The organism is Terribacillus saccharophilus (genome assembly GCF_002272075.1).
Taxonomy (GTDB): domain Bacteria; phylum Bacillota; class Bacilli; order Bacillales; family Amphibacillaceae; genus Terribacillus; species Terribacillus saccharophilus_A.
This window is the reverse complement of sequence record NZ_NPBJ01000029.1, coordinates 59,395-74,759: the sequence shown is the minus strand read 5'-3', so window position 1 is coordinate 74,759 and position 15,365 is coordinate 59,395. Positions and strand designations below refer to the sequence as shown.

Below are 15,365 nucleotides of genomic sequence, written 5' to 3'. Positions count from 1 at the left end.
TATTCGAAAAGGTGGAATCAGATATGAACACATATCGAAATAATGAAGATGGATCTATATCCACTTCTCTAAGAGGTAAGAACTTAATTTCAAATCCTTTTCTAAATAAAGGTGTCGCTTTTACAAAAGAAGAACGAGCTGAGCTTGGTCTTGAAGGTGTTTTGCCAGCGACCGTTTTAACATTGGATGAGCAAGTAAAACGTGCTTACGAGCAGTTCAATGCACAGCCTAACAATTTGTTGAAAAACAACACATTAAACCAGCTGTACAACCGTAACGTTGTTCTTTACTATCGTCTATTGACTGATCATCTTAGCGAAATGCTTCCAGTCGTTTATACTCCAACTGTAGGACAAGCTATCCAGGAATACAGCCATGAGTACCAACGTCCAGGCGGTGTTTATCTTGATATCAACAACCCGGACAACATTGAGCAAGCATACGAAAACACATTGCTTAACACAGATGAAATCGACTTAATCGTAGTAACTGACTCTGAGAGCATTCTTGGAATTGGTGACTGGGGTGTCGGCGGTCTGAATATCGCTATTGGTAAATTGGCTGTTTACACAGCAGCTGCTGGTATCGATCCTAACCGTGTACTTCCAGTGGTAATTGATGCTGGTACAGATAACGAAGCATTGCTTAATGATCCACTTTACGTTGGTAACCGTCATAAACGTGTACGCGGCGAGCAATACGATCAGTTCATCGATGCGTTCATCAGCAAAACTGTTGAGAAGTTCCCTAACGTACTTCTTCATTGGGAAGACTTCGGTAACCGCAACGCACGTAACATCATCGATAAGTATGGTGATAAGATCCTTACTTTCAACGATGATATCCAAGGTACTGGTGCCATCACACTTGCAGCTGTTATGAGTGCTTCCAAAGTTACTGGAACACCAATCTCAGAACAGCGTGTAGTTGTCTTCGGACCTGGTTCTGCAGGTATCGGTAACGCAGACCAAATTGCAGCCACTATGGTACTTGACGGTATCTCTAAAGAAGACGCATTGAAAAACTTCTGGGCAATCGACCAACGTGGTCTTTTGACTGATGACATGGACGGCATTGCTGAATTCCAGAAACCTTACCTTCGTTCTGCTGATGAAGTAAAAGACTGGAACAAAGAAGATGGCATCATCGGTCTTGCTGAAGTTATCCGCCAAGTGAAACCAACTATCTTGATTGGTACATCTGGCCAAGCTGGTGCTTTCAGTGCAGAAATCATCAAAGAGATGGCGAAACACGTAGAGCATCCAGTTATCATGCCTATGTCCAACCCAACACCACTCGCGGAAGCAATTCCAAAAGACTTGCTTGAGTGGACAGACGGTAAAGCTCTAATCGCAACAGGCAGCCCGTTTGACCCTGTTGAGTACAAAGGAACAACTTATCACATCGGACAAGCAAACAACGCGTTCGCGTTCCCAGGTCTTGGACTTGGATCCATCGCTGTTAAAGCAAACTTGATCACAGCTTCTATGTTTGCAGCAGCAGCTAATGCAATTGCAGACATGGTTAACAGCAATACACAAGGTGGCTCTTTGCTTCCAGCAATCGATGAGCTTCAACCAGTTTCAACCGCTGTTGCAGAAGCAGTTGCTAAAGCTGCAATCGAAGATGGCGTATCTGATGCAAAACCTGAAGAAATCAAAGACCTAATAGCTCAATCTGTTTGGAAACCAGAATATAAATCCATCAGAGGCTAAGCCTTTAAAGAATTTCTCATGGTGCAGGTGACTCCTTCCAAAAGGAGGCACCTGTATTAATTTTGACAACAAGAGCAATATAACTACTGTAGGGAGTGGAAAGAACATGAGTTTTGGTGAAATTTTCATCATACTAGTCCCGATTTTCTTCGTCATCCTTCTTGGATTCATCGCTGGGAATCGCGGCATTTTCAATAAAGAAACATCTAAAGGGATTAACACACTTGTAACAAAAATTGCATTGCCAGCACACTTATTCGTTGGAATCACAACAACTTCCCGCGAAACCATTTTTGATAAAGCTTCATTCCTTGTAGCTTTACTGATTGGTGTTATCGGATTCTTTATCGTTTTACTACTTATTACAAAATGGACTACTAAATATGACTTTGTTACTTCAACGATGTTCTCACTAAATTCAACACAGCCAACTTTCGCCTTTATGGGTATCCCAGTAATGGGAAGTATCTTCGGTGCAGATGCAATTGCAATTCCGATTGCTCTTATGGGTATCATCGTAAATGCTGTACTTGATCCAATGTCCACTATTTTCGGTACAATTGGAACACGTAATAAAGATGCTGAATCTGCAGAAAACAAAGAGAGCCTTTTCAAAGTAACAATGAAATCTATCGCACACGGCCTTACAGAGCCGCTTGCATGTGTACCGATTATTGGTCTGATTCTTGTGCTTGTCTTTAACTTCCACCTACCGGAACTAGGCGAGAAATCACTTGACCAAATCGGTGATGTTGTATCTGGTGTTGCACTATTCGCAGTTGGTGTGACAATCGGTATCAACAAAATCAAACTTAGCCTATCTGCATTTTCAATTGCTATTCTAAAAGCAGTTGTTCAACCGCTTGTTATGGTAGGTATCGCACTTGCACTTGGTTTGACACATAATGATTTCGTACAAGCGGTATTGCTTGTATCCTTCCCTGGTTCTGCCGTTGCAACTATGATTGCAATTCGCTTTAAGACCTTGGAAACAGAGGTTGCATCTGCTTTCGTAATCAGTGCAATTCTGTCTATCGTCACTTTGCCATTCTTAATTACGGCAATTATGTAATATAAAAGGAGTATCCCCTATTGGGATACTCCTTTTTTTATTTAACAGCAGGAAGGTCATCTGATTTCGACAATTCATCTCGCAAGTAATCCATGTATCGCTCCAAGGTAGTCAGAATCTCATCTCGTTCATCATCTGACAAGTCACCGGCATGCTGCAACTTCTTATATGGATGTGCACTCACTTTACTTCCTTCCTTTCGTATTAATGATGTTGGTAGCTAGTATATACCCCGGCTTTCAACAGAGGAAACGTATGTAATATAATTGTAACAGAATTTTCAAATAATTATATCTAAAAAAGGTGCTATTGTCCATACGGGCAATAGCACCTTTTTCTTATTTAATGATTTTAACGCGCTCTTCAAGCGGCTGGAATTCTTTATCGCCAGCAGGCATCGCGGGTTTACCGAAAGGCATTTGTCCGCGAAGCTTCCAGTTAGAAGGGATATCCCATTCTTTTTGGATTGCTTCATCCACTAGTGGGTTATAGTGCTGCAGGCTCGCACCAAGACCTTCCATTTCCAATGCCGTCCAGACCACAAGCTGGTGCATACCAGAAGTCTGCTCAGACCAGATCGGGAAGTTATCCGCATAAAGCGCGAATTGCTCTTGAAGTCCTTTTACAACTGTTTCATCTTCAAAGAATAGAACCGTACCATATCCATTACGGAAAGATGCGATCTTTTCTTCTGTCGGCGCAAAGTTATCCGCGGGAACAACTGCACGAAGCTGCTCTTCGGTAAGATCCCAGAAGCGATCATGCTTTTCTCCAAGAAGCACGATTACACGTGTGCTTTGAGAGTTGAATGCGGATGGTGTGTATTTAACTGCAAACTCCACAATTTCTTGAATGCGTTCATCAGAAACTGGAGATTCTTTTGCTAGAGCATAGATGGATCTTCTGTTTTCTAAAGCTTTGAAAAAATCTTGAGTCATTATATATCCCTCCAAAAATTGTACTACCATTTGATAGCATACCCGACTCAGCAATCACCTATTAGTTACTTATGATTACAGGGTTACTTTCAGTAATTAATGTATCGCATTCTAAAGAAAACGTCAATAAAAAAGGGCGCTGCATAGGCGCGCCCCCATTTCTTATAAGCGAATATCAACACCTGGGCCAACCTGCAGTCCAAGCAAACTCCATACAACGAACATGATGATCCATGCAATTAAAATGATAACTGCAAATGGCAGCATGAGTGACATCAGCGTTCCTAGACCTGCTCGTTTATCGTACTGCTTCATAAACCCAAGCAGCATGACAACGTAAGGACTCATCGGTGACAGAATATTGAAGGCAGAATCCCCCATACGGAATGCTACCTGAGTATATGCTGGATCATATCCCAATTGGTAGAACATCGGCAGGAATACCGGCGCAAGCAGTGCCCAAAGCGCAGAACCACTTGTGATGAACAGATTAACAATCGCACTGATAAACGTGAAGCCGACCATCGCTCCAACACCTGTTACATTCATATTTTCCAGTGCTACACTTCCATTCACAGCAATGATGGTACTGATATTCGTCCATTCAAAGTAAGCAATGAATTGCGCAGCTGCAAATACGAGGACAATGAATCCGGACATCTCCTTCATTGCAATGCCCATTTTCTCCGGGATATCGGAGATTTTCTTCAATGTACCTGCAGTAAACCCATAGACTACAGCCAATATGATGAAAAGAACTAAAATTAGCGGAACGATATTACTTAAGAACGGCGATGGGATGATTGTTCCCTCTTCCCCGCGAAGTATAGCGTTGGATGGAACGATAAGCAGCGAAACAAGGATGATATAAACTCCCGCAGCAATCAGTGCATTCCGAACACCGCGTTTCTGCTCCGGACGAAGTTTTTCGATCTGCTCGTTCAAGATACCTTTATCCGCAAAAGAAGAATCATAATTACCCAGACGCGGTTCGATTAGTTTTTTGGATACAAACGAAACTACAACAACGAGCATGATAGTAGAAGCAGCCATGAAGTACCAGTTATCTAGCGGCGAAACAGCTCGTGCATCACTATACTGCCCTTGAATGACTTCTGTCGATATACCAGATAGCAAAACATCCGTACCAGCAATGAGGAAGTTCGCTGTAAAGCCAGCAGATACAGCAACAAAGGAAGTCAGGAGTCCTGCAATCGGATGCTTACCGATAGAATAATAAATCATTGCAGCAAGCGGCGGTATGATTACCATTGCAGCATCCGAAGCAATATTCCCCAAAATACCTGTGAAAATGATCATATACGTAACAAGACTCTTCGGAATGTTCATAACCATCCCGCGCATCACTACCTCAAAGAATCCAACATGCTGCGCGAGCCCGATACCGAACATCATAACCAGTACAAGACCAAGCGGAGCAAATCCCGTGAAGTTTTCCAGCATAGAGGATAAAGCGAAAATCAATCCTTCTTCTGAAATCATGTTGTTGACTTCCACAACCTCATTCTCCGGTGTGGTAACGGATACGCCAAGCATACTCATGATCCATGAAACAATGGCAATAAAAATAGCCAAATATATGAAAAGCATAAATGGATCAGGCAGCTTGTTACCAGCCCGTTCTATTGCCGAGAGAAACCTTAGAACCTTCCCCTCTTCTTTTTCGGGCTTCTGCGAGCCGCCATTCTGTGTCTGATTTTCCATCTCTTTACCCCCGATCTGTTAGTTAGGCTAATATGGTTGGCTTTACACCTTCCGGGATAGGACTTGTATAACCATCTGGACCTAAGCGTTTTTGCAGTTCAAGCTTCGCAGCTTCCAGTTGTTCCGGCTTATCAAATAGAGTAAGTGCAGTAGCAGCCATCACTTCACTTGCATAGAGCATCCCTTTTTGAGCTAGAGACGTTTTCCCTTGGGATACTACCTGCCATGTATGCAGCGGCGTACCAACAGCAAAGCACGCTGCATGGAACTGGATAGTAGGCGTGATTCTGCTTACATCCCCTACATCAGTTGAACCGTATTGGAAATTCTCTGCATCATGGTACGGAATTGGTGTTGTTAGAATTGGTGATGTATCCATCTCTTCTTCCCACAGTGCCGCATCCTTGCCAATTAGCTGCAGGATGGATCGCTTATCGGAGGAGATATCCTCTTCACTTAGCGTCGTTTGAATACCTCTTGCAAAATCAAGTTCTTCTGCTGAATATTCGGGTACCTGGACACGTTCAACCTGATCTTGCATCACTTGTTCAAGAATTGTATTACGGATGAATCCGGAACAAGCCTTATCAAACGTTATCTCCAGCTCAGTTTCCGTCATCAGCGCGGCTCCTTTGGCAATCTTCACGACACGCTGGTAGATGCTCTCGACCTGCTCGGTTTCCGGGGCCCTAACTAGGTAGAGCACTTCGGCTTCCGGCTGCACCACGTTCGGAGAAACACCACCGGCATTCGTAATCGCATAATGCAGACGCGCATCTTGCACAACATGCTCCCGCAGGAAATTAGTTCCGATATTCATCAATTCAACAGCATCCAGTGCACTGCGCCCTAGATGTGGTCCGCCTGCTGCGTGTGCACTTTTTCCTTTGAATTTGAAATACACTTGATAGTTGGCCAGCGTCTCGGCTCTTTGCACCCCGCTATGAGTAAATGGATGCCATGTAATAGCCGCATCTGCATCATCAAAAACTCCTTCTTTAGCCATGAAGGTTTTACCTGATCCACCTTCTTCTCCTGGACAGCCGTAGTAACGAACAGTACCGCTCAATCCATTTTCCTGCATATATTCCTTTACCGCCAACGCAGCTCCCAACGCACTTGTGCCGAGCAGATTATGCCCGCAGCCGTGACCTGCTCCTCCTGAGACAATCGCTTGTTGTTCTGTCACACCTGCTTCTTGACTCAAATCAGATAGCGCATCGAATTCACCCAAAAAGGAGATGACAGGTTTGCCTGTACCAAAGTTTGCTACGAATGCGGTTTCGATACCTGCAATGCCACGCTGGACATCAAATCCTTCCTCTTCCAGTACATTTGCAAGAAGTGCAGCAGATCGCTTTTCTTGAAAACGCAGTTCCGCGAACTCCCAAATTCGCTCACTTACCGCGCATAGTTTTTCCGCTTTATTTCTTATAAGACTATCAATCGAAATAGTGCTCATTAGCCCTTCCTCCTATGTATGCAAAATCCATGTTAGCTTTCCTCACCTGTGATGTTACAGAAAGATAAAAGAATCTGCAATAGATTATCTTCAAAAAAATCTAATAATTCAAATTTTATTGTAAACTATTCTAACATACAATTTAAGAAAACGCTTACATTTCTAACAAAAAAACAGGAAGCTATTCTCCCTAATGGAAGAAAACTTCCTGTTACATGCATCAATGAGCAAATTGCGCGTCATAAAGGCGACGATAAGCTCCCTCTCTTTCCAATAGCTCGCTATGCTTCCCTTCTTCTGTAATGCCTTGCTTAGTTACCATGATGATTTTATCTGCATGCTTGATTGTAGCCAGGCGGTGCGCAATCACTAAAGTGGTACGCCCTGCTGACAACTCATCCAGCGCTTCCTGTATCTTAACTTCCGTTTCTGTATCCAAAGCGGATGTTGCTTCATCCAGTATGAGAATTGGCGGATTCTTCAGGAATACACGCGCTATTGATATACGCTGTTTCTGACCGCCGGAAATCATTACACCGCGCTCCCCAATGACGGTATCCAATCCTTTCGGCAATTCTGCAAGAAAATCAGTCAGCTGCGCTCTTCTGGCTGCTTCCTCAATTTCAGCATCTGTTGCACCCAACTTGCCATAAGCAATATTTTCTCTGATAGTGCCGCCGAACAAATAAACATCCTGTTGCACGATTCCAATTTGACTTCGCAAAGATGCCAATGTCATCTCATCCGTCGGAATACCATCAATGCTGATTTCCCCAGCATTCCGCTCATAAAAGCGCGGCAGTAAACTGCATATTGTAGATTTACCAGCTCCAGAAGGACCAACAAAAGCAACCGTCTCCCCGGCATTTATGGAGAAACTGATATCTTTTAGGATCGAACTGCCCTCTTTATATCCGAAAGAGACATTATCGTACCGTATGTTCCCGGTAAGAGCTTCCACCAGCTTGGCATTTGGTGCATCCTTTATATCTGGATCAAGCCGCATGATATCCATATAACGCTGAAATCCGGCAATTCCTTTCGGGTATAGCTCGATAATTGCACCGATTTTCTGTATTGGCTGGAAGAATACGTTTGTTAGGAGAATAAAAGCTACTAGATCTCCGTAAGACATTCTACCCTGAATTATGAACCACGCTCCTGCAATTAACTGGAATACAGCTATGAATCGCATCAACATGTACGTGACAGAAAGATTCAAAGCCATGATCTTATAAGACAATAATTTTGTTAGACGGTAACGTTCATTGTTGACCTTGAATCGTGCTTCTTCATGCGCTTCGTTCGTAAAAGCCTGAACAACGCGGATACCGCCAACAGTATTTTCGATTCGAGAACTGAAATCTGCTGTATCTTCGTTCATCCTTCTGGAGGCTTCTGTCATCTTCTTGTTACAATAAAGAACAATCCAGAACAGAATCGGAACGACGAGCATTGTCATGAGTGCAAGCGGCCAATTGATGAAGAACATGATTGTCAGTGCTCCAGCAATGGTCATTAGAGCGATGAACAGATCTTCCGGACCGTGGTGAGCCATCTCTCCAATCATGAACAAATCGTTCGTCAACCGGGAAATCAAATTCCCTACCTTTGTATTATCGAAGAAACGAAAGCTCAGCTTCTGAATATGCTCAAATAGCTGTTTGCGCATATCCCGCTCAATATTGATGCCAAGCTTATGTCCCCAATAGGTGACTATGTATTGCGTGACTGTACTCAGGCCATAAACAATGAACAACAAAATACACGCTGTCACAATCCAGCTCCAGTTTTCCGTCGGAAGCAATTGGTCGACCATCATATTAACGCCAATTGGAAAAGCCAGCTCCAATATGGCTACAAAAACAGCACTGCCGAAGTCCAGCATGAACAGCCGTTTATACGGTTTATAAAAAGCGAAAAACTCTTTTAACAAGACCCACACTTCTTTCTGAGAATGATTATCACTCTATTTTACATGTAACCGGTAGCTGGCGCACCCCTTTATTAGATAATTCTTAACAAATCAGATGTAATAGGATAAAAAATAAACCCGACGCATCTCTGCGCCGGGTTTTCCTTATACGCCTTCTTCAATTCGGCGCAGCTCTTCCTGCTCTCCAGCAATCAACTTATCAATAAAATACGCTACCCCTAGTTCATCATTTGTTTTTGTAACATGAGTAGCGATTTCCATAAGCTCAGTCATTGCATTCTTCATCGCAACACCATTTCCAGCAACCTCAAACATACTAATATCGTTCGGGCTGTCTCCAACTGCGTAGATATCTTCTTTTTGAATTCCATATTTTTCAGCAAGCATCGTAACCGCATATCCTTTACCAGATTTCTCGGGCAAGATCTCCAGAATATGCTCCCCAGAAGAAGTAACCGCGATCTTCGTATTCTGGCTTATAGCTTTATACACCTTAGCTAGATTCTGCAGATCGAAACTGAAAACAAGAATCTTGAATATCGTATTCTCGTCAGTGAAAATATGGTCGATATTCGGTACGAAGCGAATACCGGATTGCTTGAATTGGGACATAGCACCAACCCAAAGCTTCTCCAAACTTTCATCCGGGTTAGCGGACATTACTTTGTCCAACTCTGCCTGCAGCTTTTCTTCCCCGTTATAAGGAGAAAGCAATTCCGTTTCTGTGTACACTTCAAAGTATATATCTTGTTCAATGAGGAACGTCGCGATCTCCTTTGCCAGCTCTTTTTCAAATGTGATTGTATTAAGTAATTTATATCCAACATCATGAATCGTACCGCCGTTAGAAGCGATGATCGGGATATCCAAATCATCTCCAACAAGTGACTTCACATCGAATGTTGCACGTCCAGTACTAATTGAAACCAGCATATCCGCATCAATTGCACGCTTGATAGCTGCTTTATTTTCTTCGGGGATTTGACTCTCAGTATTTAATAATGTTCCATCCAGGTCTATTGCTATCATTTTTTTAGCCAAGCAAAATCCTCCTAATAACATTTTTAGGTAGTCAATTCTGGTACTATTAAATTATAATGGTTTATTGTGGGACTTTTCAATCGAGAGCAGAGGAAAAGGTTTCATCTCATACCGAAAGAGGAAAAGGCTTACATAATTATAACATAGTTATCGCACAACTTAGGAGGTAGCAATATATGCAGAAAAAGCAATCCAATGGCTTATTGTATTTTTTTGGTGCACTTGGCGGCTTGCTGTATGGATATGATACTGGAGTCATCTCCGGTGCACTACTATACATCGACGAAGATCTTGGACTGAATTCCTTCACGGAAGGGCTCGTCGTAAGCTCACTATTAGTAGGAGCTATCATCAGCGCTGCCATTACTGGACGTGTTACAGATAAAATCGGACGTAAAAAAACGATAATCGGAGCCGGTATCTTATTCCTTATCGGCGCATTAACCGCTGGACTTGCTGCCAATGTAACAATGATGGTTGTTGCTCGTGTCATCCTTGGTTTAGCTGTTGGATGTTCAACGACAATCGTACCACTTTATTTATCAGAGCTTGCTCCAAAAGAAAAGCGCGGCTCTCTCGCTTCATTAAACCAACTATTAATTACAATTGGTATTTTGTCTTCGTACCTTGTTAACTATGCTCTGTCAGATGCAGGTGCATGGCGCTGGATGCTTGGACTGGCTGTTATCCCAGCAATCATCTTAATCGTGGGTATGTTCTTCATGCCGGAAAGCCCACGCTGGCTGCTAACAACAGGAAAAGAAGATCAAGCACGCGCTATTCTAAGACGTGTACGAGGAGAAAATGCTTCAATAGATGAAGAAGTCTCCGAAGTTAAGAAAGCAGAAAAAGAAGATGAAGGCGGCATGAAAGAGCTGTTTTCCAGCTGGGTACGGCCCGCATTAATTGCCGGAATGGGTATAGCTTTCTTCCAGCAGTTCATCGGTATCAACACTATTATTTATTACACACCAATTACACTGGAGAATGCTGGATTCGCAGACTCCGCTGCCATTCTTGGTACTGTCGGCATCGGAGCAGTCAATGTATTGATGACAATCATCGCCATCCGTTTTGTAGATAAAATCAACCGTAAAACTTTGCTAATGGCAGGTAACATCGGAATGGTTATCAGCTTGATAGTTCTGTCAACAGTTAACTTGCTGGCTCCTGATTCCACAGCTGCAACATGGGCAATCATAATTTGCCTCGGTACCTTCATCGTCTCGTTCTCGACAACTTGGGGACCAGTTGTTTGGATCATGCTTCCAGAACTATTCCCAACAGCAGTTCGAGGAATCGGAACAGGTGTAGCTACCTTCGCTCTGCATGGTGCAAATTTGATTGTGTCATTGCTATTTCCGATTTTGCTCAATGCGATCGGTATCAGCTACCTATTTTATATTTTCGCCGTCATCGGCATCCTTGCCCTCCTATTCGTCAAATTCTTCACGACCGAGACACGTGGGAAAAGCTTGGAACAAATCGAACAAGATCTGCGAAAACGCAGCAGTGTAGGATAAATAAAAAAGCCGCCCAGTATGGGCGGCTTTCTTATTTGGATAGACTTTTCTTCTTGAAGGTAATGAAGGTTAAAATTAAAGCAGCTACTGTCCATCCAACGAGCCAGATAATATCTTCTCGATAAGAGGAGAAGGCTTCCCCGTTAATTGCCGCCAAACACGCTTCCATCATGAAGCTTCCTGGCGTATAGCCTAAAATATCCCCTATTATGCCATCTGAGAAATACATTTGGATCATAGGGCCAAATCCAAACACGAAGCTTAGCGGCAACAGATAAACCGTAGTCTGGACTAAGTTTTCACTAAGCAAACCGACTAAGGTACCCAATGCAACAAATAGAATAAGAGCGACTAGCAGGATGACAGACAGCATGATCGGACTTGCCACATTTACATCAATAATCAACATGGATACAACGAGCACAATAACCGTTAAAATAACAGAAATGATGCTTTTACCGACCATAATATCAGCAGAACTAGCAGGTGAAAGTAATAAGACCTGCAGCGTGTTTTTTTCCTTTTCTTCTGCCAGTAGCAACGCCTGCACATACATTGTGACAAATGTAACCGCCATAATGAAGACGAAAGACGCCGCGAAGTCTAGCTCACCATCCATCCGACTATAGAGAATAGCCAAGAATATAGGTACGATTATAACGGATAAAACCTGAACATTGGATTTTGCATCATGGTATTCTTTAACAAGCATTGCGGATAATCGTGCAGCATTCATGCTAATTTCCTCCCTGTCACTTCAATAAATATATCTCCCAATGTCGGCTGATCGGAATGCACAGCGAGAACTTCCTCTGCCTGCATGTATTGATACAGTCGTTCTGCTCCAGTCGGATTATTCTCGATAGTTTCGTTGCGACCATTTCTCAGTTCTAGATGAATTGTGTTTTTCGCATATTTGCGCTGCAATTGGTTCGGTGCATCCATTTCTCGGATTTGTCCTTCATGAAGAAAGGCAACGCGATCACACAGCTGTGCGGCTTCCTCCATATTGTGCGTTGTCAGGAAAATCGTCGTTCCTTCGCGGTTTAAATCCCGCAGAAGATCATGCATCTTTTGAACATTACCAGGATCCAAGGCAGAAGTCGGTTCATCGAGAAAAAGAACTTCTGGTTTGTGCAAGACAGCACGAGCAAGGAGCACACGCTGCTTCATTCCTTTTGACAGTTTTTTCACTGGTTTTTTCTTATCTTCTGCCAAGCCTACCAGTTGCAAAACCTCTTCCACTCTTCCTGCAGCAGCTTTATATAACTTCGCATAGAAATCCAGATTCTGCTGAACAGTCATCCGATCATATAACCCACTGTTATCTGTCAGAATGCCTATTCTGCCTAAGTCAGCATCTTTCATTTTAGATGCTGGTTTACCTAGTATATTAACTTCTCCTGCCGTCTGCAGAAGCTGTCCTGTGAGAATTTTGACTGTCGTTGTTTTTCCTGATCCGCTCGGCCCCAGGAAACCGAAGACCTCTCCTCTTTTTACATTAAATGAGACTTGCTGCAACGCCCGTTGCTGTCCGAATACCTTGGATAAATCCTTCACTTGTAATGCGTAGTCCATGTTATGACGCTCCTTTCCGTTCGTAACGGTTGATAATCAAAGCTTACTAGTCTTTTGAGTTAAATGCCGTTAAATCAGGCTTAACAAATCACTAAAACATTGAATGGAGCAAATAATAGGCTGAATACTGCACTATTCAGGCTGAATGGAGCAGGCTACAGACCGAGCATACCCTTTAATTCTTCAAAACGGTTTTTAGACAACGGAACCGAACTGCGTGAATGATCATCAAGAATCAAACTGAAGCTGTTTCGCGTCCAGGTTACCACTTCCTTTACCTGCTGCAGATTCACAAGATAGGAACGATGACAGCGAAAGAAACCAAAAGCCCTCAGCCGCTCCTCCAATTCCTGGAGTGTGTATGTACATGGGTAAACCCCATCGTGTAAATGAAGCTGAGCAACTCCTTCACTGCTCTCGATAAAGTTAATATCAAAAGGATTGAAAAGTATGATCTTATCATCGATTTTTGCTGGGATTTTCTCCAGCTTGACCGGCTGAATAGTTTCTTCTGCAACTGCCGTTTCTTCGTTCTCCTCTTCAACTGCAATCCTTTTACAGCCTTTATCCGACAAACTATAGACATAATTGGTGAGCGCTAATGCATTTTCCAAGTCTATAGTAGTAAGAAGGATAGTTTTACCCCTCTTCTTCAACTCACCAATGATGCGGTGAATGATTAAGCTGGTTTCAAGATCAACATTCTGTTCTGGCTCTTCCATTATGAATATAGGCTGATCTTGCACTATTAGCCTGCCAATTTGCACCCGTCGCTCCTGTGAATAAGTCAGTTTGCTGATTTTTGTACTTTGACACTCTCGCAGTCCGATTTGCTGTATCACCTCTTCCACTTCAACCTTGCTGCGGTAAAGCTTCCGAAAGAAGGTCAGATACTCACCTACCTTCATCCTTGTATACGTTGCATCATTAAGATAAAAGAAGCCAATACGATCATTAACAGAATGCAGGTTTTCGATATTTTCACCGAATAGTAGTACACTACCGGTAGATGGATTTTCTTGTTTCATGACTATGTTAAGCAACTGACTTCCAATCACTTTATTGCAGCGAATGACATAGCATTCACCAGCTTTTAGCTCAATATCGATTGGAGGTAGGAGCATCGTATTGTGAGAAGTTTTACTGAGATTTTCGAATTGCAGTGTAGCCATTATGTATTCGCCCCCTGTTTTACTTTTATTGTAAAGCTAACTCCATGAATTGGAAATACCGAATCGGAGATGAAGACCATTGAAAAAAGATATAGATGATTATCTAAACGAAGGAATATATGGAATAAAAGAAACGAAGGCAACTGAAAGGAAAGAGTATCTGGGAACATTGCGGGAAAGAACGATACTCGCATTAACAGAAGGAGAAGTCGTCCAGCAAAAAGGATTAAAACAACTGGAGGAGGCTATGAAAAGCCACCCCGATGCATGCTTACGATTTTCCGGAGAAGTTACGATGCGTTTCTTCAAGCCCTACAAGACACTTGCTTCATCACGACATATTCCTTACACATCCGTCACTAATCAAGGTGCAGATGTGGATATTGCGCTCGTCCTGCATGTCGATCATGCGATTGATAAACCGGATATCTTCCTACCCGAGGAGAAAGAGAAGGCAACAGAAATAACTGAAAAACCAGAGCACTCCCTTACATCCGTGCTTAAGAATATCTTTAAACGGTAATAGAACTGTTAAGTGCATGTAAGGTTACTATGATAGCCTGACAGAGAGGAGCAATAAACTTGTTTACATTCAATGCAAATGACCTATCAGCAAAGACTCATTACAAAATTCTCACAGGGAGCATCATCCCGAGGCCAGTAGCTTTCGTCACGACCAAGTCAGCAGATTCAGAAGTAGTCAACGCAGCACCATTCAGCTACTTTTCAATTGTAAGTGCAACGCCGCCTCTAATCAGCATTTCGATCCAGCGTGCAGGTGGCAACCAAAAGGATACAGCCCGTCATGCTATTCGCACAGGCGAGCTGGTAGTCCACATCAGCACAGAGCCAATCGTAGAGGAAATGAACAAAACCGCAGCAACGCTGCCTTCTGAAGAAAGCGAGCTTGATCACACCAGTTTGACACTCGCGCCAAGCACATATGTCTCGGTTCCCGGAATTGCTGAGGCTTCCATCAGGATGGAATGCACCTTGTATGATCATATCGAGATAAAAGATGATGATGGAGCTGTTACAGCAGACCTATTGCTTGCAAAGGTGGCTGGGTATCATCTATCCCCGGAAGTCTATGATAACAGCACCGGCTATCTGGATGCAGAGGCCATCCAGCCAATCAGCCGTTTGGCAGGTAATGATTATAGTAAGCTTGGAGAGCTATTCACACTGAAACGACCCGAATAA

General features: G+C 43.0%; 14 protein-coding genes. 5 read left to right on the top strand and 9 right to left on the bottom strand.

Annotated elements, in window-relative coordinates:
* The first annotated feature begins 23 nt into the window (after positions 1–23).
* Both CHH48_RS15180 and CHH48_RS15175 read left to right on the top strand, forming a co-directional pair.
* On the top strand, positions 24–1,715 hold the full coding sequence (locus CHH48_RS15180) for an NAD-dependent malic enzyme (RefSeq protein ID WP_095220002.1): 1,692 nt from the start codon (positions 24–26) through the stop codon (positions 1,713–1,715).
* Between the two features lie 106 nt (positions 1,716–1,821).
* The gene (locus CHH48_RS15175; RefSeq protein WP_095220001.1) at positions 1,822–2,787 is read left to right on the top strand and encodes an AEC family transporter; all 966 of its coding nucleotides are present in this window, start codon (positions 1,822–1,824) and stop codon (positions 2,785–2,787) included.
* 37 nt (positions 2,788–2,824) lie between these two features.
* Here CHH48_RS15175 and CHH48_RS19630 read toward each other — a convergent pair whose 3' ends face one another.
* From CHH48_RS19630 to CHH48_RS15150, 6 genes are all read right to left on the bottom strand, one after another.
* Entirely contained in the window at positions 2,825–2,971 is a 147-nt protein-coding gene (locus CHH48_RS19630; RefSeq protein WP_176466468.1) for a hypothetical protein, read from the bottom strand.
* 154 nt (positions 2,972–3,125) lie between these two features.
* Positions 3,126–3,725 carry a nitroreductase family protein gene (locus tag CHH48_RS15170; protein WP_095220000.1) on the bottom strand — a complete coding sequence of 200 codons (600 nt, stop codon included), beginning with the start codon at positions 3,723–3,725 and terminating at the stop codon, positions 3,126–3,128.
* 162 nt (positions 3,726–3,887) lie between these two features.
* Entirely contained in the window at positions 3,888–5,450 is a 1,563-nt protein-coding gene (locus CHH48_RS15165; RefSeq protein ID WP_095219999.1) for an AbgT family transporter, read from the bottom strand.
* A gap of 22 nt (positions 5,451–5,472) precedes the next feature.
* Positions 5,473–6,912 carry a M20 family metallopeptidase gene (locus CHH48_RS15160; RefSeq protein ID WP_095219998.1) on the bottom strand — a complete coding sequence of 480 codons (1,440 nt, stop codon included), beginning with the start codon at positions 6,910–6,912 and terminating at the stop codon, positions 5,473–5,475.
* Between the two features lie 220 nt (positions 6,913–7,132).
* A complete protein-coding gene (locus CHH48_RS15155; protein WP_095219997.1) occupies positions 7,133–8,848 on the bottom strand; it encodes an ABC transporter ATP-binding protein in 1,716 nt (571 codons plus the stop codon).
* Positions 8,849–8,992: 144 nt separating this feature from the next.
* Positions 8,993–9,877, bottom strand: a complete 885-nt coding sequence (locus tag CHH48_RS15150; RefSeq protein WP_245840402.1) for a Cof-type HAD-IIB family hydrolase — start codon at positions 9,875–9,877, stop codon at positions 8,993–8,995.
* Positions 9,878–10,065: 188 nt separating this feature from the next.
* Between CHH48_RS15150 and CHH48_RS15145 the strand changes: the two genes are divergently transcribed.
* Complete coding sequence (locus tag CHH48_RS15145; protein WP_095219995.1) at positions 10,066–11,412, top strand: sugar porter family MFS transporter; 1,347 nt, start codon at positions 10,066–10,068, stop codon at positions 11,410–11,412.
* Between the two features lie 31 nt (positions 11,413–11,443).
* On the opposite strand, the gene CHH48_RS15140 is transcribed toward CHH48_RS15145, so the two are convergent.
* The 3 genes from CHH48_RS15140 to CHH48_RS15130 form a co-directional block, all read right to left on the bottom strand.
* Positions 11,444–12,148 (bottom strand): ABC transporter permease, encoded by a 705-nt coding sequence (locus tag CHH48_RS15140; RefSeq protein ID WP_095219994.1) that lies wholly within the window; start codon positions 12,146–12,148, stop codon positions 11,444–11,446.
* Positions 12,145–12,990, bottom strand: coding sequence for an ABC transporter ATP-binding protein (locus tag CHH48_RS15135; RefSeq protein ID WP_095219993.1), 846 nt, complete (start codon positions 12,988–12,990; stop codon positions 12,145–12,147). Before CHH48_RS15135 ends, CHH48_RS15140 begins: the two co-directional genes overlap by 4 nt.
* A gap of 155 nt (positions 12,991–13,145) precedes the next feature.
* Positions 13,146–14,162, bottom strand: a complete 1,017-nt coding sequence (locus tag CHH48_RS15130; protein ID WP_095219992.1) for a LytTR family transcriptional regulator DNA-binding domain-containing protein — start codon at positions 14,160–14,162, stop codon at positions 13,146–13,148.
* Between the two features lie 79 nt (positions 14,163–14,241).
* Here CHH48_RS15130 and CHH48_RS15125 point away from each other — a divergent pair, with 79 nt between their 5' ends.
* Entirely contained in the window at positions 14,242–14,685 is a 444-nt protein-coding gene (locus tag CHH48_RS15125; protein ID WP_095219991.1) for a YueI family protein, read from the top strand.
* A 59-nt stretch (positions 14,686–14,744) separates the two neighbouring features.
* The gene (locus CHH48_RS15120; RefSeq protein WP_095219990.1) at positions 14,745–15,365 is read left to right on the top strand and encodes a flavin reductase family protein; all 621 of its coding nucleotides are present in this window, start codon (positions 14,745–14,747) and stop codon (positions 15,363–15,365) included.